Origin of the sequence: Pseudomonas sp. TH10 (genome assembly GCF_016651255.1) — a bacterium.
Lineage (GTDB): Bacteria > Pseudomonadota > Gammaproteobacteria > Pseudomonadales > Pseudomonadaceae > Aquipseudomonas.
In genome coordinates, this window is the sequence record NZ_JAEKEG010000083.1 from 1 (window position 1) to 26,104 (window position 26,104).

Annotated in this window: 22 protein-coding genes, 4 pseudogenes and 1 riboswitch; of the genes and pseudogenes, 12 read left to right on the forward strand and 14 right to left on the reverse strand. The window is 59.9% G+C overall.

Annotated elements, in window-relative coordinates; all coding sequences use genetic code 11:
- Positions 1-1,601: pseudogene (ligB, locus tag JFT80_RS13155) on the forward strand (NAD-dependent DNA ligase LigB); the annotation flags it as partial.
- 99 nt (positions 1,602-1,700) lie between these two features.
- Complete coding sequence (locus JFT80_RS13160) at positions 1,701-2,096, forward strand: DUF1090 domain-containing protein (protein WP_201148146.1); 396 nt, start codon at positions 1,701-1,703, stop codon at positions 2,094-2,096.
- An 82-nt stretch (positions 2,097-2,178) separates the two neighbouring features.
- Here the strand turns inward: JFT80_RS13160 and JFT80_RS13165 are convergent.
- Positions 2,179-2,631: pseudogene (locus JFT80_RS13165) on the reverse strand (cytochrome c).
- Between the two features lie 127 nt (positions 2,632-2,758).
- Here JFT80_RS13165 and JFT80_RS13170 point away from each other — a divergent pair.
- Positions 2,759-3,931 carry a murein transglycosylase A gene (locus tag JFT80_RS13170; RefSeq protein ID WP_201148147.1) on the forward strand — a complete coding sequence of 391 codons (1,173 nt, stop codon included), beginning with the start codon at positions 2,759-2,761 and terminating at the stop codon, positions 3,929-3,931.
- A gap of 111 nt (positions 3,932-4,042) precedes the next feature.
- Here the strand turns inward: JFT80_RS13170 and JFT80_RS13175 are convergent, their stop codons facing one another.
- Both JFT80_RS13175 and JFT80_RS13180 read right to left on the reverse strand, forming a co-directional pair.
- Positions 4,043-4,426, reverse strand: coding sequence for an MAPEG family protein (locus tag JFT80_RS13175; protein WP_122841172.1), 384 nt, complete (start codon positions 4,424-4,426; stop codon positions 4,043-4,045).
- A 39-nt stretch (positions 4,427-4,465) separates the two neighbouring features.
- Positions 4,466-5,299 (reverse strand): EamA family transporter, encoded by an 834-nt coding sequence (locus JFT80_RS13180; RefSeq protein ID WP_201148148.1) that lies wholly within the window; start codon positions 5,297-5,299, stop codon positions 4,466-4,468.
- Positions 5,300-5,344: 45 nt separating this feature from the next.
- Here JFT80_RS13180 and JFT80_RS13185 point away from each other — a divergent pair, with 45 nt between their 5' ends.
- A complete protein-coding gene (locus JFT80_RS13185) occupies positions 5,345-5,566 on the forward strand; it encodes a hypothetical protein (RefSeq protein WP_201148149.1) in 222 nt (73 codons plus the stop codon).
- A 35-nt stretch (positions 5,567-5,601) separates the two neighbouring features.
- Complete coding sequence (locus tag JFT80_RS13190) at positions 5,602-6,771, forward strand: MFS transporter (RefSeq protein WP_122841169.1); 1,170 nt, start codon at positions 5,602-5,604, stop codon at positions 6,769-6,771.
- Positions 6,772-6,824: 53 nt separating this feature from the next.
- Here JFT80_RS13190 and JFT80_RS13195 read toward each other — a convergent pair whose 3' ends face one another.
- Genes JFT80_RS13195 through JFT80_RS13205 form a run of 4 tightly spaced genes read right to left on the reverse strand, consistent with a single transcriptional unit; the run spans position 6,825 to position 10,098 of the window.
- Entirely contained in the window at positions 6,825-7,388 is a 564-nt protein-coding gene (locus JFT80_RS13195) for an SCO family protein (RefSeq protein ID WP_242482926.1), read from the reverse strand.
- Positions 7,389-7,403: 15 nt separating this feature from the next.
- Positions 7,404-8,252 carry a hypothetical protein gene (locus JFT80_RS13200; protein ID WP_242482927.1) on the reverse strand — a complete coding sequence of 283 codons (849 nt, stop codon included), beginning with the start codon at positions 8,250-8,252 and terminating at the stop codon, positions 7,404-7,406.
- Positions 8,192-8,545 (reverse strand): hypothetical protein, encoded by a 354-nt coding sequence (locus JFT80_RS24290; protein ID WP_242482928.1) that lies wholly within the window; start codon positions 8,543-8,545, stop codon positions 8,192-8,194. Before JFT80_RS24290 ends, JFT80_RS13200 begins: the two co-directional genes overlap by 61 nt.
- A gap of 11 nt (positions 8,546-8,556) precedes the next feature.
- Positions 8,557-10,098 (reverse strand): multicopper oxidase family protein, encoded by a 1,542-nt coding sequence (locus JFT80_RS13205; RefSeq protein WP_201148151.1) that lies wholly within the window; start codon positions 10,096-10,098, stop codon positions 8,557-8,559.
- Positions 10,099-10,367: 269 nt separating this feature from the next.
- Between JFT80_RS13205 and JFT80_RS13210 the strand changes: the two are divergent.
- A pseudogene (locus JFT80_RS13210) lies at positions 10,368-11,632 on the forward strand (cation:proton antiporter).
- On the opposite strand, the gene JFT80_RS13215 reads toward JFT80_RS13210, so the two are convergent.
- Positions 11,633-12,514: a formate/nitrite transporter family protein gene (locus tag JFT80_RS13215; RefSeq protein WP_201148152.1), complete on the reverse strand. Its 882-nt coding sequence runs from the start codon at positions 12,512-12,514 to the stop codon at positions 11,633-11,635.
- A gap of 262 nt (positions 12,515-12,776) precedes the next feature.
- A complete protein-coding gene (locus tag JFT80_RS13220) occupies positions 12,777-13,169 on the reverse strand; it encodes an acyl-CoA thioesterase (protein WP_201148153.1) in 393 nt (130 codons plus the stop codon).
- A 197-nt stretch (positions 13,170-13,366) separates the two neighbouring features.
- A riboswitch (S-adenosyl-L-homocysteine riboswitch) is annotated at positions 13,367-13,465 on the forward strand.
- Between the two features lie 23 nt (positions 13,466-13,488).
- Between JFT80_RS13220 and ahcY the strand changes: the two genes are divergently transcribed.
- From ahcY to JFT80_RS13240, 4 genes are all read left to right on the forward strand, one after another.
- Positions 13,489-14,898: an adenosylhomocysteinase gene (gene ahcY / locus JFT80_RS13225; protein ID WP_201148154.1), complete on the forward strand. Its 1,410-nt coding sequence runs from the start codon at positions 13,489-13,491 to the stop codon at positions 14,896-14,898.
- A gap of 179 nt (positions 14,899-15,077) precedes the next feature.
- Positions 15,078-15,923, forward strand: coding sequence for a methylenetetrahydrofolate reductase [NAD(P)H] (gene metF, locus JFT80_RS13230; protein ID WP_201148155.1), 846 nt, complete (start codon positions 15,078-15,080; stop codon positions 15,921-15,923).
- Between the two features lie 188 nt (positions 15,924-16,111).
- The gene (locus JFT80_RS13235) at positions 16,112-16,927 is read left to right on the forward strand and encodes an ABC transporter substrate-binding protein (protein ID WP_201148156.1); all 816 of its coding nucleotides are present in this window, start codon (positions 16,112-16,114) and stop codon (positions 16,925-16,927) included.
- A 222-nt stretch (positions 16,928-17,149) separates the two neighbouring features.
- Positions 17,150-19,030, forward strand: a complete 1,881-nt coding sequence (locus JFT80_RS13240; RefSeq protein WP_201148157.1) for a DEAD/DEAH box helicase — start codon at positions 17,150-17,152, stop codon at positions 19,028-19,030.
- Positions 19,031-19,279: 249 nt separating this feature from the next.
- Here the strand turns inward: JFT80_RS13240 and JFT80_RS13245 are convergent, their stop codons facing one another.
- The 3 genes from JFT80_RS13245 to JFT80_RS13255 form a co-directional block, all read right to left on the reverse strand.
- Positions 19,280-19,873: a YceI family protein gene (locus JFT80_RS13245; RefSeq protein WP_201148158.1), complete on the reverse strand. Its 594-nt coding sequence runs from the start codon at positions 19,871-19,873 to the stop codon at positions 19,280-19,282.
- Positions 19,874-19,904: 31 nt separating this feature from the next.
- Entirely contained in the window at positions 19,905-20,456 is a 552-nt protein-coding gene (locus tag JFT80_RS13250) for a cytochrome b (RefSeq protein ID WP_201148159.1), read from the reverse strand.
- Positions 20,457-20,799: 343 nt separating this feature from the next.
- Positions 20,800-22,551: a flavin monoamine oxidase family protein gene (locus JFT80_RS13255; RefSeq protein WP_201148160.1), complete on the reverse strand. Its 1,752-nt coding sequence runs from the start codon at positions 22,549-22,551 to the stop codon at positions 20,800-20,802.
- Positions 22,552-22,773: 222 nt separating this feature from the next.
- Here JFT80_RS13255 and JFT80_RS13260 point away from each other — a divergent pair, with 222 nt between their 5' ends.
- Both JFT80_RS13260 and JFT80_RS13265 read left to right on the forward strand, forming a co-directional pair.
- Entirely contained in the window at positions 22,774-24,180 is a 1,407-nt protein-coding gene (locus JFT80_RS13260) for an adenosylmethionine--8-amino-7-oxononanoate transaminase (RefSeq protein ID WP_201148161.1), read from the forward strand.
- A 155-nt stretch (positions 24,181-24,335) separates the two neighbouring features.
- Entirely contained in the window at positions 24,336-25,055 is a 720-nt protein-coding gene (locus JFT80_RS13265; RefSeq protein WP_201148162.1) for a 16S rRNA (uracil(1498)-N(3))-methyltransferase, read from the forward strand.
- A 90-nt stretch (positions 25,056-25,145) separates the two neighbouring features.
- On the opposite strand, the gene JFT80_RS13270 is transcribed toward JFT80_RS13265, so the two are convergent.
- On the reverse strand, positions 25,146-25,763 hold the full coding sequence (locus tag JFT80_RS13270; RefSeq protein ID WP_201148163.1) for a hemolysin III family protein: 618 nt from the start codon (positions 25,761-25,763) through the stop codon (positions 25,146-25,148).
- A gap of 179 nt (positions 25,764-25,942) precedes the next feature.
- A pseudogene (locus JFT80_RS24295) lies at positions 25,943-26,104 on the reverse strand (chemotaxis protein CheW); the annotation flags it as partial.

The window sequence follows — 26,104 nt, forward strand, 5'->3', positions numbered from 1 at the left end:
GACTGGCCCCCGGGCGAGGCCAGGAAGAAATCAGCGCCCTGCAAAAACAGATCGACCTGTGGGACGACAGCTACCATCGCCAAGGCCAGTCCATGGTCGCCGACGAACTTTACGATCAAGCCCGCGCTCAACTGACCAACTGGCAGCAATGCTTCAATCTGGACGCGCCGGCAGATCCACTACGCACCGCTGGCGGCTCGATTACCCATCCCATCCCGCACACCGGCCTGGCCAAACTCATTGATGTCGCAGCCATTGAAGACTGGCTGAAAAATCGTAACGAAGTCTGGGTTCAACCCAAGGTCGATGGCGTGGCAGTGAGCCTGGTGTATGAGAAAGGTGTACTGGTGCGCGCGATCAGTCGCGGCAACGGGGTGCAGGGCAAGGACTGGACCGCATCGGCGCGGCGGATTGGCGGCATCCCGCAACAGCTTTCGCAACCCCGGGACCTGGTGGTGCAAGGTGAACTGTATTGGCGCCTGGATGGCCACGTTCAAGCCAGTGCCGGCAGCCTCAATGCTCGGGGCAACGTCGCCGGGCTGATGGCGCGCAAGCAACTAAGCGCGCAGGACGCCGCAGGCATCGGCCTGTTCGTGTGGGAATGGCCAGAAGGCCCAGCCAGTCTTTCCGCGCGCATTGCCGCCCTGGACGCATTGGGATTCGATAGCACCGCGCCCTTGAGCCACCCGATCGCGGAACTGGCCGACGTCGTGCGCTGGCGTGAGCATTGGTACCGCTCACCCCTGCCTTTCGCCAGCGATGGCATTGTCCTGCGCCAGGACGAGCGCCCCTCTGCCGATCGCTGGCAAGCCAAGGCGCCCTACTGGATCGCGGCCTGGAAATACCCTTTCGCCCAGGCGCTGGCCGAAGTTCGCAAGGTCCATTTCAACATCGGACGCACTGGCCGGATCACTCCAGTGCTGGATGTATCGCCGATATGGCTCGATGATCGCCAGATCAAGCGCGTCAGCGTCAGTTCCCTGCCACGCTGGCAAGCGCTGGATATCCGCCCTGGCGACCAGGTGTCCATCAGCCTGGCCGGCCTGACCATTCCAAGGCTGGACGGCGTCATACTGCGTAGCGTCGAGCGCGTTCACATGGAGGTTCCAGAAGCTGCGGATTTTCATCAGCTCAGTTGCTGGCAACCCACTCAGGGCTGTCAAAGCCAGTTTCTCGCGCGACTGACCTGGCTCAGCGGCAAGCAAGGGCTGGACATGCCAAACATCGGCCCGGGCACCTGGGAGAAACTTCTGGAAACAGGCCGACTGAAGGGACTGCTGGATTGGTTGACCCTCGATGCTCAAGAGCTTGCTAACATTAACGGTTTCGGCGAGCGCAGCACGGCTCAGCTTTTAAACAGCTTCAACAGCGCCCGACAACTTCCGTTCGCACGCTGGCTCAATGCGTTGGGCATGCCGCCAATCGGTCAGGCACAGCTTGCTGATTCGTGGCGGGAACTGGCGCAACGTGAAACCGAACAATGGCAGGCCCAGGCCGGTATAGGCCCGGGACGCGCGGCGCAATTAAGCGCGTTTTTCCGTGACCCGCAGGTCCTGGCCTTGAGCGAAACATTACGTATGGCGGGAGTTGACGGTTTTTAGCGGCCGGCAATACCGTGCATACGGGAACCCATAGGTGCCGATCCGGCTCAAACGGCCCGTCGTCACACCGACCCGAATGCCTTTGCACATGGAGCTTTTATGAAATTTCTCGCACCGCTCGCCATGCTGACCCTCTGCGGCATGATGGCCGCTCCACTGATGGCCGCCGAAGACGCCCCGGGGCTGACTGGCTGCGCGGCCAAGAAGCAGGGCATCATCAACCAGATTGAACAGGCCAAGTCGCGCGGCAATGCCGATCAGCAAGCCGGCCTGGAAAAAGCCCTGAGCGAAGTGAGCGAACACTGCACCGACGCCGGCCTTAAGAAAGAACGCGAAAACAAAGTGCTTGAGGCCAAACACGAAGTCAGCCAGCGCCAGGCCGATCTCGACAAGGCGATGAAGAAGGGCGACCCGGAGAAGATCAACAAACGCAAAGACAAACTCGCCGAGTCGCGCAAAGAGCTGCAGGACGCGCTGGATGAGCTGGATAAATAAATATAAGGAATGACCGAAGCTTTCGGTTGCTCTGACTGGCCTCTTCGCGATCAAGTCAAATCGTCAGCCAGAGCGCTGCAAATCAATGATCCCGAAATTCTTTATGGCACGCACTGCAGGCATCTTCGACTTTCTGCACCGCCGGCCCCAGGTTGCTGGCCTTGTAGGGTTGAACCTTGCTGGCAACCACCAATTCACCGGTGGCGGCTTCAAGCGTGCGAGCCATTTCCTGGAAGCGTGCCTGTTTCTGCCAGACATCATCTTTGGCGCTGGTGTGATCTTCTTCGCGCACCTGCGGGAAATGTTTCCAGGGCTCATGGGACAAGGCATCGAGCTTCGACGGCACCGTCAGCGAACTTCGCGCCATCGAATGCAATGCGACCCACGCAACATGCCACCCAGGTCTTCAGCCGGTCTTGAGCATCTGTTTGAAAATCGCCTTGCGCTGGCCCAGCGGCGAATCCGGGTCGACGCCGCCACAAGCAGTCAACGTCAGGCAGGCCAGCAATACAACGGAAAGTCTTTTAAGAGTCATGGTGGCTTCTGGTTACGGGAACGGCGGCCAGTATCCTCGCGTCATCCGTAAAGACCAATAGCCCTATTATCAATATGGGTTGTTCGAGCGCATGGAGCACTCAGGCAACCGGCAAAGGAATTACTCCATGATCAGCTGCATCAAGGCATGGCGCCCTCGCCTGTCCTGGACTCTCCCGGTAGTCGCCGTGCTCGCTGGCTGCACCGGGGGCGAAAACACCCCACCCAAAACCCACGCGCTGGCGACTTACTCCAGCGCCACCTGGGAAGCGTTGCCAACGGTGTCGGACAACGACCTGATCGCCGGCTTCGGTTCGTGGCGCAGCGCCTGTAACCGACTCAAGGCCGACGCGGTCTGGGGCGCCACTTGTGCGGCCTCCGCCAACGTCCCGGCAACCGCCAACGAGATTCGCGCGTTCCTCAAGCAGAACCTCGACGTCTACGGTCTGCGTGCTGAAAACGACAATCCCAACGGTCTGATCACGGGTTACTACGAGCCGGTTTATCCCGGCAGCCTGACGCCCACCGACACCGCCAATGTGCCGGTGTACGGCGTACCCGAGGACATGATCATTGTCTCGCTGGACAGCATTTACCCGGAATTGAAAGGCAAGCGCCTGCGCGGTCGCCTCGAAGGCCGAGTGCTCAAACCTTACGACGACGCAGCGACCATCGAATCGAAAGGCGTAAAAGCCCCGGTAGTGGCTTACCTCACCGACCCGATGAATTTGCAGTTCCTGCAGATCCAGGGTTCCGGGCGTATTCAGACTCAGGACGGCAAACAGCTGCGCATTGCCTACGCCGATCAGAACGGCCACCCCTACCGGCCGATTGGCCGCTGGCTGGTTGAGCAAGGTGAGCTGAAGAAAGAAGACGTGACCATGGGCGCGATCAGCAATTGGGCCAAAGCCAATCCGTCGCGTATCCCGGAGTTACTCGGCAGCAACCCGAGCTACGTGTTCTTCACCCGTAACCCGGACAGCAACGAAGGCCCGCGCGGCTCGCTGAATGTGCCATTAACGGCCGGCTATAGCGCAGCGGTGGATCGCAAGGTGATTCCGCTGGGCAGCCTGTTGTGGCTGTCGACCACGCGCCCGGACGGCACGGCACTGGTGCGCCCGGTTGCGGCGCAGGACACCGGTGGCGCGATTGCCGGCGAGGTTCGCGCGGATCTGTTCTGGGGCACCGGTGATGCCGCCGGACAACTGGCGGGGGATATGAAACAGCAGGGGCAGATCTGGATGCTTTGGCCCAAAGGCGCAGCACTGCCGCAAGTGCCGCAGGTGGCCGACAAACTCTAGACGATGACAAAGATCGCAGCCTCGTTGCACTCGACAGCTCCTACACAGCTCCTACACAGCTCCTGCAGGGATCTGCGTAGGAGCTGTCGAGGGCGCCGAGGCTGCCTGATCTTACGCCGACACCACAAACAAACTGATAATCAGGCCCATCCCCACAAACCACACCAACGACCGCAAGATCGCCCAATCTGCCAGGTAGCAGATGATGTAGAGCAAGCGGCTGGTGATAAACAACACCGACAGCACATTGATCGTCACCAGTTCCGCATTGCCGGCCAGGTGCGCCACGATCACCGCAGCTGCAAACGCTGGGGTCACTTCGAAGCTGTTCAGTTGCGCCGCGTGCGCGCGTCGACCAAACCCATTCAACGATTCAAGAAAGTCCCGAGGGTCGTGGTTGTCTTTCAACCTGTACCCACCACTGATCTTGGCCACGCCGACGCAGACGTAGGGCAGAAATATCGCGATCAAGATGCACCACAGAGCAACCGTCATAAAGCAGTCCCTTTTCAAGTTCCAGAATTGTTATCAGCGTTAAAACTTCATCACCAGCATGCCGATCAGTACCAGCCCACAGGCTAAGAGCCGCGGTCGGCCGAAAGGTTCTTTGAGATAGCGCATGCCGAACAGCACCACCAGGATCACACTGATTTCGCGCAACGCCGCAGCTTCTGCAATCGAGCCCAACTGCATCGCCCACAGCACCAGAGCGTAGCTGGCCAACACGCAGAAACCCACCGCCAAACCCAGCTTCCATTGCTCACGCCAGAACAGCATGAACGCCGGCCGCTTGGCGACCCACGCCAGCAACGGAAACGGCCAGGCGCTGAGCAACGTCACCCAGACCAGATAATCCAGCGGATGCGACCAGCGTCGCAATGCCTGGCCATCGATGTAGGTGTAGCAACCGATGCACAGCCCGATCAGCGCCACCACCGGCAGCATCGACCACGGCAAGTGTTTTCCGCCGCCGCCCTGCCAAAGCAGGCAGATCATGCCGAACGGGATCAGCATGATGCCGAAGATTTGCTGGGTGGTGAGCACTTCACCGGCGAAGATCAGGGTCAACGCCAGCACCACCAGCGGTGACAGACCGCGCATCAGCGGATAGACCAACCCGAGATCGCCGACCCGATACGCCTGAATCAACAGGTAACGATAGAGCAGCTCAAACGCCGCCGACGCAAGAATCCAAGGCCAGATCTCCTGCGGCGGCCACTCCACGAAAGGCAACATGACGGCCACGAACAACAGGGCCACGCTGTCCATACAGGCAACTACCAGCAGCCGTTCGGCGCTGAATTTGATCAATGTATTCCACGCCGCGTGCAACAGCGCCGCCACTAACACCAAAGCCGTTGCAAGCACGGCATGCTCCTTTGTTACCCACTCCCCTGTAGGAGCGAGCTCGCGATGGACGTCAACGATAACGCGCGCCTTCTGGATCAACGCATCGCCATCATTTTTGCGAGCAAGCCTCTCCTAAGGGAAACGGGAGAATTGATTCGCCATATGTCAGCAGCTGTTTATACTGCAAGCGACCACGCCGCACTCAGTTGCGCACAGACTAATTCCAATAATTTTTGCCCGCGCCCCACTCTGTTCCAGAGCGGTCTCTGGCATGCGTATGCCTGATCACAGCGTCAAGACTACCGACAGAGAACTTGCGCATGCCACTCGCCTTATTCGCCCTCGCTGTTGCCGCATTCGGCATCGGCACCACTGAATTCGTCATCATGGGGCTGCTGCCCGACGTCGCCCGCGACCTTGCAGTAAGCATCCCCCACGCCGGCCTGCTGATCACCGGGTACGCCCTGGGTGTGGTGTTCGGCGCGCCGATCCTCGCGATCGGCACCGCCAACATGCCGCGCAAGGCGACGCTGCTGGGCATGACGCTGATGTTCATCCTCGGCAACATTCTGTGTGCCCTGGCGCCGAACTACGCGACGCTGATGGCCGCTCGCGTGGTCACAGCCCTGTGCCACGGGGCGTTTTTCGGCATTGGTTCGGTGGTCGCCGCCGGCCTGGTAGCACCGAACAAACGCGCCCAGGCGATTGCCATGATGTTTACCGGCCTGACTCTGGCCAATGTGCTGGGGGTACCACTGGGCACCGCCCTCGGACAATACGCCGGCTGGCGTTCGACGTTCTGGGCAGTCTCGGTGATTGGTGTGATTGCGGCCATCGCCCAGTGGGCGTGGCTGCCTAAGGACATCGCCATGGACAAGGCCAACCTTGCCAGCGAGTTCAAGGTGCTGGGCAAGGCCAATGTATTGATGGCGCTGGGCATGAGCGTGCTGGCGTCAACCAGTCTGTTCAGTGTGTTCACCTACATTGCGCCGATCCTGCAGGACATCACTGGCGTCAGCCCCCATGGCGTGACCATCATGCTGCTGTTGTTTGGCGTCGGCCTCACGGCAGGCAGCATGCTCGGCGGCCGGCTGGCGGACAGCCGCCTGCTGCCGTCATTGGTGGGCATGGCACTGGCGGTAGTGGTGGTGCTTGCAGCTTTCACGCAGACCAGCCACTCGGTCATCCCGGCAGCCATCACGCTGGTGTTGTGGGGCATTTTCGCTTTCGCGCTGTGCCCGATCCTGCAACTGCTGATCATCGACCAGGCCCATGAGGCACCGAACCTGGGTTCGACCCTGAACCAGAGCGCATTCAACCTGGGCAACGCCGCCGGCGCCTGGATCGGCGGGCTGGTGGTCGCCAGCGGCGCCGACCTTGCCGACCTGCCCTGGACCGGCGCGCTGGTCAGTGGCCTGACAGTGGTGATGGCGCTGTACTTCATCTATCGGCAACGACGTGAAGTCCGGCTGGCCAACGCCACCAGCTGATAACGGGAGTCTTCAGCCGAACAAATCCCTGCACGAACTCACCGAAAAACCGACTACCGCCCAGCGCTCGACTCAGCCAACGCGGCCGCCACCTGCCGCTCGATGTCCCGCTCATCGAGCCCGCGGCCGAAATGCTTGAGGTAGCGGCCCTGGCTGTCCAGCAGAAACAGGATGGTCGAGTGGTCCATCATGTACTGGTCCGGTTTATCGCCAGACGGCACTTTCTTGTAGTAGACGTGGTAGGCGTCGGTGATTTTTGCGATCTGCTGCGACGTTCCGGTCAGGCCGACAAAGTCATTGGCAAAATATTTCACGTACACCTTGAGCTTGTCCGGCGTGTCGCGCTCCGGATCCACCGTCACGAAAACAGGGCGCACCTTGATGCCCTGCTCCTGCTGCAGCTGCCGACTGATACGCGCCATTTTCGCCAGATCGGTAGGGCAAATGGCCGGGCAGGTCATAAATCCGAAGTAGAGCAGTACCGGCGCCCCAAAGCTCTTTTCGGTGACCCGCTGGCCATTTTGATTGGTCAGTTGAAAGGGCCCGCCGATGTCGGTTCGGGCTGCGGCAACTACATCGGCCGTGAGCCCCATCAGCAGCAGGACGCCGGCCGCCATTAACAGCTTCATTGATCAGAACCCTCCCGAATAAGTCAGCGCCAGGCCCACCAGTTCGGACATTTCACCGTCCTGTTTCTGCGTGCCGGCGGACAACCCGAGCTTGATCTGGCCGGTGATGTCGTAGGTCACGCTCAGTTCGTTGAGGTAATCCTGGCGACTCGCGCCGCCCGTGGAAGGCCGATGCTTATCGGTGCGCGTCGCACCCATCGCCCAGTCGCCGAAATCGAAGGTCAGGGAAGTGGTCAGGTAGCGCGTGTCATTGCCCTCGATCGCGTCTTCGTTATCGACGTCGGCAAACTCGATAAAGGGCACGATATCGAAGTAGTGACCGGCCAGCGTCGGTGCCAGCTCGGTGCTCGGCGCATAGGCCCAGATGTAGCGAGCGGAGGCGATCTTGATTTTCTCATCCGCCGCACCGCCAAAGGGTGGCGAGGTTTGCTCCACATCATCCCCGGCCTTGTTGAGCATGTAGCCAACCTGCATTTCCAGGAACGGGATAGCCGGTATCGCCAGCCAGTTTACCGACACGGCATACGAATCGAGCTTGCCGGTGTTCGAGGGACCGCCGTCAGAACGCTGCAGCTTCTCACCATGGCGCAGGTAGGGTCGCCCGAGGAACGAATTGTCAGCGGTATAGAGGCTGACATTGGGCTCGATCATCCCCAGTTGCTGATCGAAGAAACGATAGGCCACTGTGCCACCGAGCATGCCGTCCAGGTCGTAGGTGCTGACGAAATCCTCGGTGTAGAGGCCTGGCGCCTGGTCCTGGGCGCGTCCGAACGGCACGTGGTATTTGCCGATCATGAACGCGGAATTGGCATTGTTCTGGTAGTAGTTGAGGTCATTGATGACCAGGCCCACGTCCTCGAAAAACGCTTTTGACCTGGCTCGGGCCCCTGGACCGGATTGATCTCGGTGGACAGCTGGATCTGCTGGTCATGGGTCAAGCGAAAGTAAAACGTGCTGTTGATATCCGGGTAGGCATCCGTGCTGTTGCGATTGCCACCCTGGGGCGAGTCGCCATGCACATGGTCATATTGGAAGGTTGCGTCGTAATCCATGCCAACATTGGGATACTGCCCGTCATCGGCCGACACCAGATCGCCGCCGCACACCGACCCCAGCAGCACGACAGCCAATCGATAGTTACTCATGGCGCCCCCTCTTATTTAGCTGACGGGACCAGCGGGCTGGACGTTTTCGGGTCCTGTCCGGTGTTGCGCAGGTAGGTGCACAACTGGTTGTTTTCACCATAAAGTCCGCCCAGGGGTTCGAGCTTGACCGCCTGCTCATAATTCACCGGCCTGACCACCTGAATCGCCTGCATCATGCCGCCGTCTTCATGCTCGAGGATGTGGCAGTGGTAGACGAACTTGCCAAGAATCACCGGGTCCCGGAACGGAATGCGCACGGTGATTGAGCCGGTCGCCGGGATGAAAACATTGTCCCGGTAGCCGCTGAACTGCACTGGCTTGCCGTTGATCTCGGTGACCTGGAAGTCCACCTGGTGGATATGGAACTGATGCAGTTCCTGGGACGGATTGAGCAGTCGCCACTCTTCGACGTCACCGAGTTTCACCGTGGTATTGACCCGATCCAGCTCGAAGCGGGTGCCATTGATCAGGAACGCGCTGGAGTCTGTGGCGGAGTCCTGGAACACGAACTGCCGGGTCTTGTTCACCGCCTGTTTGCTGAAGTCTTCGGCAGGCGGATAGGCGCTGGTGATCTGGCGGGTGGCGACCGGCTGCCCGCTGGAGCGCAGGATGGCCAGTCTGGCTGCGGGATAGCTATCACCCGCTGGCCCGGTGTCAGCGTCGCCCGACTCAATATTGTAGGAACCCGCCGGCGGCCCGACCACCAGCACACTGAAACGCGCCGAGGGCCCAATCAGTACTTCGTCATCATCCACGCGGCGGGTCACGGTATTGCCGTCCCGGGACAGGATCTGCATGGTCTGGCCATTGATACGAATGCGGAAATACTGGTTGGCGGCGATATTGATGAAATGCCAGAGCTGGGTTTCGCCCGGCTTGATGTCGATGGTGGGCACTTCCTGGCCGTTGACCGTGCGGATCGAGGGGGCGCTGGTGATGATTTCGCTCGCTACCTTGCCAGTCAGGGTTTTCTGGAAGTTGCGCAGCACCAGCACCTGTTCCTTGATGCCTTTGAGTTCGGGAAACGGATCGAGCATGCCGTCCACCAGAATGGGCCCCGCGATACCCGCCGAGACCTGACGCTGGGAGCCGCCGTGAAAATGACTGTGGTACCAATACGCCCCGGGGCTGTGGGCCATCGGCAGCTTGACGTTGTATTCGCCGACCTGATGCGGCCTGGTGATGCGGAAGATGTTGTCGCCAGTGTCCAGGGGCGAAACCTGCATGCCATGGAAATGCAGGTTGGTGATCTCGTCCATGCGGTTATCCAGGCGGATCGCCATGGTTCCGCCCGGTCGCGTGCGAATCAGCGGTGAATCGTAATCGCCGTTGAACACCAGTGACACGTAGCGCTCATTGCCCACATTGACCTGCTGCTCAGCCGCCGTCAGCGTCGCGTGGGTGACGCCGCTGGCATCGTAGGAAAACTCCGGATTTTTGCGTAGCGGCTGGGAGACTGGTTCGTTTTCACTGTGGTTCGCACAACCGGCCAACGCCAGGACAACCAGGCTCGCGTAAAGCGAAAAGGGACGGACGCTGGTGGCTCGAGGCATGATCGCGACCTTCAGTGGCGTGGCTGGGATGACACATGTAATTCAATCCGCCTGCGCGTTACCGAAGATGACAGGGCACATCCCTAACCGCTCAAAGCCAAGCTCTACAGGGCTTTCGGTCATTTTCGTGCAACTTTTGGAGTTTAGGACAGGTCTAGTTGCGCGCAAGTTTTCCGGATCCAGGAACGCCATCCAGGCGATAATCGGTCTGATTTCGATCACGCTTTCCTTTTAAACAGTCTTTCCACCCCTCATCCAAAGGACCCCGGATGCTTGAACTCGTCGCCGCTTTCATCTGCCTCACCACCCTCCTCACCTTCGTAAACTTTCGCTTCATCGGCCTGCCGCCAACCATTGGTGTAATGGTCACCGCGCTGATGTTCTCCTTGCTGCTGCAAGGCCTGAGCCTGCTCGGCTACCCCGGCCTGGAAGAACGCATTCAACAACTGATTGGACAGATCGACTTCGGCGATCTGCTGATGAACTGGATGCTCTCGTTCCTGCTGTTTGCCGGCGCCCTGCACGTCAATCTCAATGACCTGCGCAGCTATCGCTGGCCCATTGGCCTGCTCGCGACTTTCGGCGTCCTGATTGCCACCGCAGTGATCGGTAGCCTGGCCTATTACATCTTTGCCCTGTTCGGCTGGCACGTGAGCTTCCTGTACTGCCTGCTGTTCGGCGCGCTGATTTCGCCGACAGATCCAATCGCGGTGCTTGGCGTATTACGGACGGCCAACGCCTCCAAGCCGCTGAAAACAACAATCGTCGGCGAGTCGCTATTCAACGACGGCACGGCGGTGGTGGTGTTCACCGTACTGTTGGGTATCGCGCAACTGGGGGAGACCCCGACCGTCGGCGCCACCGCCATGCTGTTTGCTCACGAAGCGATTGGCGGCGTGCTGTTCGGCGGGCTGATCGGTTATCTGGTCTACCTGATGATCAAGAGCATCGAGCAGCACCAGATCGAAGTGATGCTGACCCTGGCGCTGGTAATCGGCGGCTCGGCAATGGCCTCGGAGTTGCACGTCTCGGCACCGATTGCGATGGTGGTCGCCGGTCTGATCATCGGCAACCTCGGGCGCAATCTGGCGATGAACGACATGACTCGCAAATACCTGGACGGTTTTTGGGAGCTGCTCGACGACATGCTCAACGCCCTGCTGTTTGCCCTGATCGGCATGGAGCTATTGCTGCTGCCATTCAACTGGCTGCACGTGCTGGCAGCCAGTTTGCTGGCCGTGGCAATTTTGCTCTCGCGCCTGCTGACCGTGGCGCCGGCCATCCTGCTGCTGCGACGCTGGCGCACAGTCCCGCGCGGGACGATCAGGATTCTGACCTGGGGCGGGCTGCGTGGGGGGTTTCGGTAGCCTTGGCGCTGGCGCTGCCGCTGGGGCCGGAGCGCGACCTGTTGCTGAGCATCACCTACATTGTGGTGCTGTCGTCAATTCTGCTGCAGGGCCTGAGCATCGGCAAACTGGTCAAGCACGTCACCCGTGATGAGCCTGCGCCAGCGGCACAGGCTGGTCATCACTGATTACTTCTTGAGCTTTTGCGAATCAGGCTGCTGATCCGCATCCTGCTTGGGCGGCCCGCTTTCGCTGCGAATCTGCGCATGGCTCAGCAGTGCAAAAATGAAGCTGCCTCCGATGATATTCCCCGCCAGCGTCGGCCCGGCAAACACCAGCCAGAAATCACTCCACGACAACTCGCCGGCAAACACCAGGTACGACACTTCGGCCGAGCCGACCACGATGTGGGTGAAATCCCCCAGCGCCATCAGGTAAGTGATCAGAATGATGATCCACATTTTCGCGCTTTCCATGGAAGGGATCATCCAGACCATGGTGGCAATCATCCAGCCCGAGACGATGCCCTTGGCGAACATCTTGCTCGCGTCGTTCTCCATCACCTTGCGCCCGATGTCGAGAAAGGCCATGTCGGTCTTGGTGTCGAAAATCGGCAGGTGGAGCATCACATAAGCCACCAGCAAGGTACCGCACAGGTTGCCCACCAGCACCACCGTCCACAGCCGCAGCAGCCGCCCGAAATTGTTAAGGGTCGGCTTGGTCATGACCGGCAGCACTGCCGTCAGGGTGTTTTCGGTAAACAATTGCTGACGGGCAAGGATCACCGCGAGGAAGCCGGCGCAGTAACCGAAGCTGGCGATTACCTTGAATCCTTCTGCGTCCGGCAGGCGAGAGTTGAGCAAGCCCATGGCCATAAGGGACAAGCCCATGGTCAGGCCGGCCGCCAGGGCGGACCACCAAAGGGCGGCGACGCTGCGTTCCAGCTCCTGATCACCCTGGGTGCGGATGATTTCATGCAGCACGGCAGCGCGCGGCGGCTGGTTTTTGTCGACGTCGTGTTTTTCCTGGGCCGAAAGGTTCGGGGTCTTGCCGTCTTTTTGCGTGTCCATAGTGCTCCGGAACCGGTGGCGTGAGATGTACGTACGACAGGCGCGGTTCGGAGCTGTTCACTGCTCACACTAACGAAACATCAGCCCTGTGGCAGTGCGGCCTGTGGGAGCCATGTGTGGCGCCTGTGGGAGCATCAATCTGTGGGAGCAAGGCTTGCCCGCGACGGGGTCATTAGCGACACCGGGAACCGAGATGAACTCGGATTTTTTGCGGTGATGCTGACGACGGCATCGCCGGCAAGCCGGCTCCCAAGAACTCGTGTTACTCGTCCTGGAACTGATCTTTGACGTATTTGATTTCGGTCCGGCCGTGCGGGGCCGGCAAGCCGTCTTCGCCGAGGTTGACGAACACCATTTTCTCCACCGTCAGGATGCTCTTGCGGGTGATCTTGTTGCGCACTTCGCAGGTCAGGGTGATCGAGGTGCGGCCGAAATCGGTGGCGGTGATGCCCAGCTCGATGATGTCGCCCTGGCGCGAGGCGCTGACGAAGTTGATTTCGGATATGTACTTGGTCACCACGCGCTGATTACCCAACTGGACGATGGCGTAAATCGCTGCTTCCTCATCGATCCAGCGCAGCAAGCTGCCGCCGAACAGGGTGCCGTTGGGGTTCAGGTCTTCGGGTTTTACCCACTTGCGGGTGTGGAAATTCATGTTCACTCCTGAGCGTTTGCCGAAAGATGGGTGCCATCTTGGCAGACCGAGCGGTCATGCTCCATGAGGCTTCGACTATGGTCGCTATTAGCGATCTTCATTTGCCCGACAGAAACCCTTTGGAAGATCAGTTTAGACGGCTATAATCGCCCCCGTTTCAAAACGGTAACGTTCACTTGCTACCGTTTTCCCGCCACCTGTCCGAGGGGCGCTGCAGCAGGTTCAACCTGTCAGGCTCGGATGGGGCGTTGACTGGCTCAGGCCGGACACTAAACGCACAACGGCGCCCATTCGCATACATTACGAATGGAGGCTCTTCATGAGCGCTGTTATCACGCCTGCAGATTTTAACGATTACAAAGTTGCCGACATGTCCCTGGCTGCCTGGGGCCGTCGCGAAACCATCATCGCCGAATCGGAAATGCCGGCTCTGATGGGTCTGCGTCGCAAGTACTCCGGCGAACAGCCGTTGAAAGGCGCCAAGATCCTCGGCTGCATCCACATGACCATTCAGACTGCCGTGCTGATCGAAACCCTGGTTGCCCTGGGTGCCGAAGTACGCTGGTCGTCCTGCAACATTTTCTCGACTCAGGATCAGGCTGCTGCCGCTATCGCTGCTGCCGGTATCCCGGTTTTCGCCTGGAAAGGCGAAACTGAAGAAGAGTACGAGTGGTGCCTGGAACAAACCATCCTGAAGGATGGCGCGCCATGGGACGCCAACATGATCCTCGACGACGGCGGCGACCTGACTCAGCTGCTGCACGACAAGTACCCACAAGTACTGGATCGCGTTCACGGCGTGACCGAAGAAACCACCACCGGCGTACACCGTCTGCTGGACATGCTGGCCAAGGGCGAGCTGAAAATCCCGGCCATCAACGTCAACGACTCGGTGACCAAGTCCAAGAACGACAACAAGTACGGCTGCCGTCACAGCCTGAACGATGCGATCAAGCGTGGCACCGACCACCTGCTGTCGGGCAAGCAAGCACTGGTTATCGGCTACGGCGACGTGGGCAAGGGTTCGGCCCAGTCCCTGCGTCAGGAAGGCATGATCGTTAAGGTTTCCGAAGTTGACCCGATCTGCGCCATGCAAGCCTGCATGGACGGTTTCGAGCTGGTTTCGCCGTTCATCGACGGTATCAACGACGGCACCGAAGCAAGCATCGACAAAGCGCTGCTGGGCAAGATCGACCTGATCGTGACCACCACCGGTAACGTCAATGTTTGCGACTCGAACATGCTCAAAGCCCTGAAGAAGCGTGCTGTTGTCTGCAACATCGGTCACTTCGACAACGAAATCGACACCGCTTTCATGCGCAAGAACTGGGCATGGGAAGAAGTGAAGCCACAGGTACACAAGATCCACCGTACCGGTCCTGGCGCATTCGATGCCCAGAACGACGACTACCTGATCCTGCTGGCCGAAGGCCGTCTGGTGAACCTGGGCAACGCCACCGGTCACCCGAGCCGCATCATGGACGGTTCGTTCGCCAACCAGGTGCTGGCGCAGATCTTCCTGTTCGGCCAGAAGTACGCCGACCTGTCGCCAGCCCAGAAAGCCGAGCGTCTGACCGTTGAAGTACTGCCCAAAAAACTCGACGAAGAAGTGGCCCTGGAAATGGTTCGCGGCTTTGGTGGTGTTGTGACGCAACTGACCAAGCAGCAGGCTGACTACATCGGCGTGACTGTTGAAGGTCCGTTCAAGCCGCACGCTTACCGCTACTGATCGGTCCTGCTCCGCTCCCCCATGGGGAGCGGATTAATGCAGATCTGTGGGAGCAAAGCTTGCTCGCGATGGCGTCGCCATGGTCTCACTGAAGACCGCAGCGTCTCAATCGCGAGCAAGCTTTGCTCCCACAGGGTGCACGGTGCCTTCCAGGCTTATGCGTTTCCAAGGATATGACCATGTCCCAAGACCGTCGCTACAGCTTCGAGTTCTTCCCTACGAAGACCGACGCTGGGCATGAAAAGCTGCTCGCCACTGCCCGCCAGCTGGCTGCGTACAACCCCGATTTTTTCTCCTGCACTTACGGCGCAGGTGGTTCGACGCGTGATCGCACCCTCAACACCGTTCTGCAACTGGAAAGCGAAGTCAAAGTACCGGCCGCACCGCACCTGTCGTGCGTCGGCGACAGCAAAGACGACCTGCGCGGCCTGCTGAACGAGTACAAGGCTGCCGGCATCAAGCGCATCGTTGCCCTGCGTGGCGACCTGCCGTCCGGCATGGGCATGACCAGCGGTGAGCTGCGTCACGCCAATGAACTGGTTGAATTCATTCGTGAAGAAACCGGCGATCATTTCCACATCGAAGTGGCGGCTTACCCGGAGATGCATCCGCAAGCGCGCAATTACGAAGACGATCTCGCCAACTTCGTGCGCAAGGCTCGCGCCGGCGCCGACAGCGCGATCACTCAGTACTTCTTCAACGCCGACAGCTACTTCTACTTTGTCGACCGTTTGCAGGCACTGGGCGTGGATCTGCCGATAGTGCCGGGGATCATGCCGATCACCAACTACAGCAAGCTCGCGCGCTTCTCGGATGCCTGCGGTGCGGAAATCCCGCGCTGGATTCGCAAGCAGCTGGAAGCGTATGGCGATGACAGCCAAAGCATTCAGCGCTTTGGCGAGCAAGTCGTCAGCGAGATGTGCGAGCGCCTGTTGCAGGGCGGCGCACCGGGGCTGCACTTCTATTCCATGAACCAGGCTGAGCCAAGCCTGGCGATCTGGAATAACCTGAAGTTGCCGCGCTAAGCAAAGAGCAAGATCAAAAGATCGCAGCCTTCGGCAGCTCCTACCGGGAATAAACACACCCGGCGTACGAGCTGCCGAAGGCTGCGATCTTTTGCTTTTAGCGCCCTTTTTTGTGCGCTAATCCACGGAGATAGAGCTTCTCCATGCAGTTTCTGGCTCTTTCGCGTTTCTCGTCGTAATCTCAAGCCATGCCTTTGATCGCGCAATTATTCACGGTGCTGGTTTTTGCTTGCCTGAGCTTTGCCGCTCGGGGCGAGAAGTTGCGTATTGTCACCGAGCCCTGGGCACCTTACGTCTATGAAGAGAACGGCAAGGCGCTGGGGCTGGACTATGAAACCACCGCCATCGTCTTCAAGCGCCTGGGCATTGAAGTCGAATGGCAATTCCTGCCCTGGAAGCGCTGCCTGTCGATGCTCGAAACCGGTCAGGCCGACGGTGCACTGGACATCTTTCACAGCGACGAACGCGACGCTACTCTGCTCTACCCCGTCGAACCGCTGTCGGACGTCGAGTTCGTGATGTTCTATGCCAACGACCGACCGCACCCGTTCAGCAAGCTCGAAGAACTCAAAGGCCTGACCATCGGCACCTCGCCGGGTTATCTGTACAGCCCCGACTTCAGTGAATCAACGCTGTTCACCCGTGAACCTGCACCGACACACGAGGCCAATTTCGGCAAACTGGTGCGCGGCCGCATCGACTTGCTGATCACTGATCGCCGCGTTGGCCAGCATTTGCTCGATGAGTTGAATATTCGCGATCAGATCAGCGAAAACCCCACCGTCATCAGCCGTCAGAGCCAATTTTTAGCAGTTCGGCGCAATGCCGGAATGGATTTGCTGGTGCAGCGCTTTGATGCCGAACTCAAGCGTTTCAAGCGTGAACCGGCCTACGCCGAGCTGAGCGCGCGCTACGGCGCGGGACCTGCCGTCGAAGCACCCGCAAACGGCCTCACTACCGTACGCGGCAAAACCGTTGAGCAGCAGGAAAGCAGCGCGCAGTGATTGCTCTGTTATACTCCGGCGTTCCCGCCAGGCTCACGCCCGGACGCCCGGAACCGTAACAGGCCTCTCGACCCGCTACAGCGCAGCTTTGCAGCCCGCGCGAGCGCTCCTGACGTGCCTTCGGAACCGCAGCAGGACCGGACGGGATTGCGTCCTCTTAAACGTGATTCGCGCCAGGCAAGACTCCCATTGGGCCAAGCCCTAACTAAAACAGGATTACTCATGTCCTTTGCTTCCCTCGGTCTCTCCGAGGCTTTAGTCCGCGCCATCGAAGATGCGGGCTATACCGAGCCTACTCCGGTGCAACAGCGGGCCATTCCCGCCGTGTTGCAAGGTCGCGACCTGATGGTTGCGGCTCAGACAGGTACTGGTAAAACCGGCGGTTTCGCCCTTCCGATCCTGGAGCGGTTGTTCCCGAATGGTCACCCGGACAAATCCCAGCGTCACGGCCCGCGCCAACCGCGCGTACTGGTCCTGACCCCGACCCGCGAACTCGCGGCCCAGGTTCACGAGAGTTTCAAGATCTACGCCCGTGACCTGAAATTCGTCAGCGCCTGCATCTTCGGCGGCGTCGGCATGAACCCACAGGTTCAGGCCATGTCCCGTGGTGTTGACGTGCTCGTTGCCTGCCCGGGTCGTTTGCTCGACCTCTGCGGCCAGGGCAGCGTTGACCTGTCCCACGTTGAAATCCTCGTCCTCGACGAAGCCGACCGCATGCTCGACATGGGTTTCGTGCACGACGTGAAGAAAGTCCTCGCGCGCCTGCCGTCCAAGCGTCAGAACCTGCTGTTCTCGGCGACGTTCTCCAAGGACATCACCGACCTCGCCGGCAAGCTGCTGCACAACCCGGAACGCATCGAAGTTACGCCGCCCAACACCACGGTCGAGCGCATCGAACAACGCGTCTTCCGTCTGCCGGCCAGCCACAAACGTGCGCTGCTGGCGCACCTGATCACCGCCGGCGCGTGGGAACAGGTGCTGGTGTTCACCCGTACCAAGCACGGCGCCAACCGTCTGGCCGAGTATCTGGACAAACACGGCCTGCCGGCTGTGGCGATCCACGGTAACAAGAGCCAGAACGCGCGCACCAAAGCGCTGGCCGACTTCAAGGCCAACCAGGTGCGCATTCTGGTCGCCACCGACATCGCCGCACGCGGTCTGGACATCGATCAGTTACCACACGTGGTCAACTTCGAACTGCCGAACGTCGATGAAGACTACGTGCACCGTATCGGCCGTACGGGCCGTGCCGGTCGTTCGGGCGAGGCGATCTCGCTGGTTGCCCCGGACGAAGAAAAACTGCTGAAAAGCATCGAACGCATGACCAAGCAGAAAATCGCCGACGGCGACCTGATGGGCTTCGATTCGAGCACCATTGAAGCCGAGAAGCCGGAAGTGCGTGAGCGTCCGGATGTGCGTAACCCGCGCAATCCACGTGGCCCACGCGGCGATGGCCCGAATGGCGGCGGCGGTGGCGGCGGTCGTAAAGACAAAGGCAAAGACAAGGGCAAGGAAAAACCTGCCGGTGAACGTGGCGAGCGCCCTGCCCGTCAGCAGAAACCTCGCGAAGGTACTCCGGCCCGTGAACAGCGTCAGCCATCGCAGCCGCCACGCGCCGCTGCCGATCGCGCACCGGACGAGTTCCTCGACGACGATATCGATAACTTCGGTAACCGCGTTGATTACGTGCCGCAAGCCAAGCCGGCTCAGGGCCGTGGCCGTCGTCCAGGTGCTCCGGCACCGGGTGCGGCAGCCGGCGCAGGTGCCGGTGCACCGCGCAACGGCGGTAAGCCACAGGGTCGCCAGAGCGGTCCGCGCAGCAGCGACGGCGCCACCACTGGCACTCCGCCGGCCAAGCGCAGTGGCCCACGCAGCGGTGCTCCACGTGACGGTCAAGCCCGTCGCGAAGAAGGTCGCAATCGCCGTCCGGCGCGTGACGATCAGCCTCGCTCGGAACCAGCGGTGCAGAACCCGCGCGGCCCGGCACCGAAGATCATTCACAAGGAGTCGAAAACCGATCGTTTCCCGACACCTGAACAGCTTGATCAATTGCCAGGCCGTCCTCGCGGCGAAAAGCCAGCGCTGCTGACTCGTAATCGCTGAGTTGACGCTGCAATAAAAAATGCCCCGGATCGTGAGATCCGGGGCATTTTTTCTGGCTAACGCAAACCCTGCGGGAGCGGGCTTGCCCGCGATGGCGTCAGTCCTGCAGACATTGATATTGACTGACACGCTGCCATCGCGGGCAAGCCAGCTCCCACAATGGATTTCACCACCTGTATGGATTGCGCCAGGCAATAAAAACGCCCCGGATCGCGAGATCGGGGGCGTTTTTTGTGTCAGCGGCGAATGTTATTTCGCTTTCACACCTTCAAACGAAATGTACAGCTCGACTGCATCGGACTTCGGACCCAGGTCTTTCTGCTTGCCGAAATCGGAACGCTTGATGCTGGTGGTGCCTTCGAAGCCGGCACGGTAGCCGCCCCATGGGTCCTTGCCTTCGCCCAGGAAAGTGGCCTTAACCACGATTGGCTTGGTCACGCCGTGCAGAGTCAGGTCGCCGGTCACGTCAGCAGTGTCTTTACCCGCGGCGTTCTTGCCGGTGGATTTGACGCTGGTGGAGACGAACTTGGCGTCAGCGAATTTGCCCACGTCCAGGAAGTCTTTGCTGGCGATGTGCTTGTCGCGTTCGGCGTGGTTGGTGAACACGCTGGCGGTTTTCACGTTGAATTCGATTTTGCTGTCTTCAGGCTTGGCAGCGTCGAAGCTGAACTTGCCGTCGATGTCCTTGAAGGTACCGGTGATGTAGCTGTAGCCCAAGTGGCTGATCTTGAAGTCGACGAAGGCGTGCTGGCCTTCTTTGTCGACGGTGTAGTCAGCAGCCATCACGTTTGCCGACAGCACGGCAGAACCGATTGCCAGAGCGGCCAGAGTCTTTTTCAACATGCTTTCTTTTCCTTTGAGTCGAGGTTGAATTTCAGGCTTTGCGACCGAGCATTCGCGTCAGGGTCGCATCACGATCGATAAAGTGGTGCTTCAATGCTGCCAACGCATGGAGGCCGGAAAAAATTACCAGCGCCCATGCCAGCCAGAAATGAATCAAACCGGCGGTATCTGCCTGGTCCGGTAGCCCGGAGACCAGTGCAGGCACTTCAAACAAGCCAAACACCGGAATCCCGACACCGTCTGCGGTGGAAATCAGGTAACCGGCAATCATCACAGCGAACAAACCAAGGTACAGGAACGAGTGGCCAAACCTGGCGCCAAGGCGCGTCATGCGGCTGTAGCTTTCCAGGGTGGGCGGCGGTGGGCTGACGAAACGCCAAAGCACCCGCAGCAACATCACGGCGAACAGCACCAGGCCAATGCTCTTGTGCAGCTCCGGCGCGTCTTTGCGCCAGGTGCTGTAGTAGTCCAGGTCGATCATCCACAAGCCCAGCGCAAACAATCCAAAGACTGCCAGTGCCACACTCCAGTGCAAGAAAATGCTGACCCAACCATAGCGCGAAGAAGAGTTACGTAGCTGCATTGCCCAAATCCTGTGAGAACTGCGAACCAAGACTAGCGAGTTATCTATCGAATTAAAGCGGAAAATTTCGCTTTGAAATATCGAGAAATACGATCAAGAGTCTGTAAGTGGCTTGTTAAGGAAAGATTAAAGGGAAAAGTGTGGCGGGATGTTAGTGGCAGACCGGAAATTAAATGGTAATCGTGAGGACGCTTTCGCGGGCAAGCCCGCTCCCACAGTAAATGCGTAAACCGAGAAATCACGTACGACACAAAACCCTGTGGGAGCGGGCTTGCCCGCGAAGGCGATAGTGCGGGCAAAAAAAGCGCGGCCATTGAGCCGCGCTTCTGGTCAACAGCAAATTTTACTGAGCCTTGGTCTCAGTGGTTGCTGCCGGTTTAGCCGCTGGCTTCCTGGCCGGTTCAGCCTTTTTTGCCGGGGCTTTGGCCGGGGCTTTTTTGGCCTCGGTCTTGGCTGCCGGCTTTTTCACCGGTGCTTTCTTTGCAGGCTCGGCTTTCACCGGTGCCGCAGGCTTGGGCGCTTCAACCGGAGCCGGCGCAGGTGCTGGTACCGGCGCCGGGGTTGGGGCAACCGGAGCGGCGGGGGCTGGCGCCTTAGCAGGTTCCGGCTTTTTCTCATCATCCGAACCACCAAACAGGTTGGTGAAGAAGTTGCCCTTCTTCGCCGCAACCGCGCCTGCCGCCGCAGCAGCCGCCACTGGCACAACCTTCGCTGGCTCAAACGACTTGCCTGCCGCCAGGTCTTCAACCTGACTGGCCGCACGCTGACCGGTGCGCAGGGCGCCTTCCAGCGTGCCCGGGTACAAGGTGTCGGTGTGTTCGCCAGCGAACGCTACGCGTTGCAGCGGACGTTCCCAAATGCGCCAGAACTTGCTGATCTGGCCCGGGCCGTAAGCCAGGTACGCGCCGCCCATCGACGGGTCGGTGCTGTAGCGACGGATTTCATAACCGGTGAACGAACCACGGGCCTGTGGATAAAAAGCGTGCAGACGGATCAGCACCTGATCGACCATCTGCTTGTCGCCGAACGCCTGCATTACGCGAGCGTTGTCGCCGGACAGGTTGATCACCACGTTGGCGCCGCCCTTCAGCGCCGGCTCGATCCAGAGCATGCCCAGACCGGCGTTGCTGTAGATCTCGCCGGACATACGCGCCTTGGGTTCCCACACTGGCGTCTTGAACTTCAGCATGATCTGGTCGCGCCAGCCGTAGTTGGTGCCTTTGATCGCGGCCATGTGCTGAGCATCCAGCGCCGGCGTCAGCGCAATCTTGTTCAAAGCACGCAGCGGTACGGCCACCACGACGTAGTCAGCCTGATAGCCAACGCTGCCGACCTTGACGGTCACGCCATCCTTGTCCTGGACAATGGACGAGACCGGGGAGCTGGTCTTGATGGTCTTCAGTTGCTTGACAAATGCCTGTGCCAGCACCGGACTGCCACCGATCAGGCGCGACGCGCGCAAGTCACGGTCGGAAACGCCCAGGTAAACGCGGCTCTGCTGCGCGAAGTACAGCAGTGACAGGCGCGACGGCTCGTCGTAGCGGGTACGGATTTGCTGGTTGATCAGCTGACGGGCCGTGGCAGGCAGTGTCAGGCGGTCGAGCCAGTTGGAGACGTTGATCTGGTCGAGGGCGTGCAGCGTGTTGTTCGCGGCCGGGTTCTGCGGGTCCTCGATCGAGCGGGCCAGGTCGTCGACGGTCTTCTCGTAGCGTCTGAGCGCTTCGGCAGTGGTCGGGTCCTTGATCGCCAGGTCGGCAGCGCTGTAATACACGCCATCGATCAGGTAGCTCGGGGTGCGCACGAACTCCGGGGCCGGCGTGGTGCCAAGCTTGAACGTCGACACGTACTTGTTCAGTACCGGCTGGGTCTTCTCGTTGCCAATCCACTCACTGGTGGCCATGCCGGAGCGACCACCCAGGCTCGGCTTGGCTTCCAGCAGGGTGACCTGCCAGCCTTTGTTCTGCAGCTCGTAAGCCGCCGTCAGGCCGGAAAGCCCGCCGCCGATCACGATCGCTGTTTTATCCTTGGCCAGCGCAGACACGCTGAACAGGCCCAACATCACCAGCGCACAGGCGCGCAGCCAACCAGCAGACATTCAGCGAACTCCGGAAATACACGAGGAAAAATCAGTTTTGCGAGTCAGACGACCCAAAGAACCGCGAAGAATACGTCAGCCATCAAAACGCCGCCAGCGACGTCTATCGGCCCATACAAAGTAGCTCAATCGACACAATGGGTTGTCCCGACGCGACGCATTGCATAGGCTTGCCCGATTGTTTGCCCGCGCCTGACGCGAGCCGCCTCGAGGAGACTGTAAATGGGCCTTAATAATCAGTGGATGCAACGCGATCTCGCGGTGTTGTGGCATCCCTGCACCCAGATGAAAGACCACGAACAGCTGCCGCTGATCCCGATCAAGCGCGGTGAAGGCGTCTGGCTCGAAGACTTCGAGGGCAAACGCTACCTCGATGCGGTCAGTTCCTGGTGGGTCAACGTGTTCGGCCACGCCAACCCGCGGATCAACCAGCGCATCAAGGATCAGGTCGACCAACTGGAGCACGTGATACTTGCCGGCTTCAGCCATCAACCGGTGATCGAACTGTCCGAGCGTCTGGTGAAGATGACCCCTGAGGGCCTGAATCGGGTGTTCTACGCCGATAACGGTTCGTCCTGCATCGAAGTCGCGCTGAAAATGAGCTTTCATTACTGGCTCAACCGCGGTCAACCGAACAAGAAACGCTTCGTCACCCTGACCAACAGCTACCACGGCGAAACCATGGCGGCGATGTCGGTCGGCGACGTGCCGCTGTTCACCGAAACCTACAAAGCGCTGCTGATGGACACCATCAAAGTGCCGAGCCCGGATTGCTACGGGCGCCCTGAAGGCATGAGCTGGGAGGCGCATTCGCGCAACATGTTCGCGGCCATGGAACAGACCCTGGCCGAGCATCATGACAGCGTCGCGGCAGTGATCGTCGAGCCGTTGATTCAGGGCGCGGGCGGTATGCGCATGTACCACCCGGTATACCTCAAGCTGTTGCGTGAGGCCTGTGATCGCTATGGCGTGCACCTGATCCACGACGAAATCGCCGTCGGTTTCGGCCGTACCGGGACGATGTTCGCCTGCGAGCAGGCCGGCATCCGTCCGGACTTCCTCTGCCTGTCCAAGGCCCTGACCGGCGGCTATCTGCCGCTGGCCGCGTGCCTGACCACCGACGAGGTCTACAGCGCGTTCTACGACGACTATCCAACCCTGCGCGCCTTCCTCCACTCACACAGCTACACCGGCAATCCGCTGGCGTGCGCGGCGGCATTGGCGACGCTGGATATCTTCGAGCACGACAACGTTATCGAGAACAACAAGGCACTGGCTCAGCGGATGGCCTCGGCCACCGCGCACCTGATCGATCATCCGAACGTGTCCGAAGTGCGCCAGACGGGCATGGTGCTGGCGATCGAGATGGTCAAGGACAAGGCCACCAAAGAAGCCTATCCGTGGCAGGAACGACGCGGCCTGAAAGTGTTCCAGCATGCGCTGGAACGCGGGGCCCTGCTGCGGCCCCTGGGCAGCGTGGTGTACTTCCTGCCGCCGTACGTGATCACGCCTGATCAGATAGACTTTCTGGCTGAAGTGGCCAGCGAAGGGATCGACATTGCAACGCGCGACAGCGTCAGTGTGTCGGTGCCGGAAAACTTTCACCCGGGATTCCGCGATCCGGGTTGATTGGCCGGAAAATGAAAGCACTGTGGGAGCGAGCCTGCTCGCGATAGCAATCGGCCAGCCAGCACTCATCGCGAATGCGAGATCGAATCGCGAGCAGGCTCGCTCCCACAGAAGGCACCACCTTTTATGATTCACTCCCTTTCCAGAGAACCCGCATGAGACTGTCCCGCTTCTTTATCGACGCTCCCCTGAGCACCGGCGAACACGAATTGCCGGAAGCCCAGGCGCACTACATCAGCCGCGTGCTGCGCATGGCCGAAGGTGATGCGTTGCAGCTGTTCGACGGCTCGGGACAGGAGTTCCGCGCCCGACTGGTAGAGGTCGGCAAGAAGCGCGTGGTGGTGCAGATCGATGAGAGTTTCGCCGGGCAGGTCGAATCCCCCTTGCAGATCCACCTCGGCCAGGGTTTGTCCCGTGGCGAGCGTATGGACTGGGCGATCCAGAAAGCCACTGAACTGGGCGTGAGCGAGATCACCCCGATCTTCAGCGACCGTTGTGAAGTGCGCCTCAAAGACGAACGTGCCGACAAACGCCTGATGCACTGGCGCCAGGTGGCAATCAGTGCCTGTGAGCAATGCGGACGGTCGAGGGTCCCGGTGGTTCATCCGCCACAGTTATTGGCTGATTGGCTCAAGCAGACTCAAGCGCAGCTGAAGCTGGTGCTGCATCCAGTGGCCGAGCCGTTGCTGAGCCACTCCAAGCCCGCCACGCTGGCGTTTCTGATCGGGCCGGAAGGCGGGCTGTCGGATGCCGAGGTTGATCAGGCCAAGGGCGAGGGCTTTCATGCGGCACGGCTTGGCCCGCGTGTGTTGCGGACCGAGACGGCGCCGGTTGTGGCGCTGGCGGTGGCTCAGCAGCTTTGGGGGGATTTCTAGATCAAAAGATCAAAAGATCGCAGCCTGCGGCAGCTCCTACAGGAGATCATATTTCCCTGTAGGAGCTTCTGAGATCTGTTGATCCGTTGTTCAAAGCACGTAGAACAGAATCGCGACGAAGTGCAGCAAACTCCCGGCAATCACGAACAGATGCCAGATCCCATGCGCATGCCGCAGCCGGTGATCGAGGGCAAAAAAGATAATCCCCACGGTGTACAAAACCCCGCCCGACGCCAGCCAGGCAAACCCGGTCGTGCCCAGCGCCGCGATCAACGGTTTCACCGCCACCAGCACAATCCAGCCCATCACCGCATAAATCACGATCGACAGAATCCGTGCCTCCGAACGCGGTTTGATCTCTTGCAGAATGCCGATCAGCGCCAACCCCCAGACAATCCCGAACAACGTCCAGCCCCACGGCCCGCGCAGGGTCACCAGGCAGAACGGCGTATAGCTGCCAGCAATCAACAGGTAGATCGAAAAGTGATCCACCTTCTTCATGATCGCTTTCTTGCGCCCGCGCACGCTGTGGTACACGGTCGAGGCGCTGTAGAGCACCAGCAAGGTAAACGCGTAGATCGCCACACTGACAATCTTCCACGGGCTGCCGTCGAGGCTGGCGATTACCAGCATCCAGACGCCGCCGACAAATGCCGCCACTGCCCCGACCAGATGCGTCCAGGCGTTGAGTTTTTCCCCGTGATACATGTCTCGCTCACCTCCAAATTCATTACCGCAGCGCGCAAGGCTCCGGCTTGAAGCCTGAAAACGCAACGCTTCAGACCGCATCATCCGCATTAAAAATCCGCTGGCGGCATTACTACACCTGGTTGCAGGAGCGTTCGGCGACATCCCAGGAGCCTTCCCACAATGCTTTCAGAACCCCGTCAGACCAGCCCCGCCTCCACCAGCAAACCTTCCAGCGCCAGCAAGTCAGGGACCTTGGCCACTTGATCGCCCACCTGCACCGCGGCTTGCTCCAGCGTGCACAAGGGCACATCGACATAGCTCAACTGGCTGTCGAGCTTGCAGGACCGTGGAATGCCCTG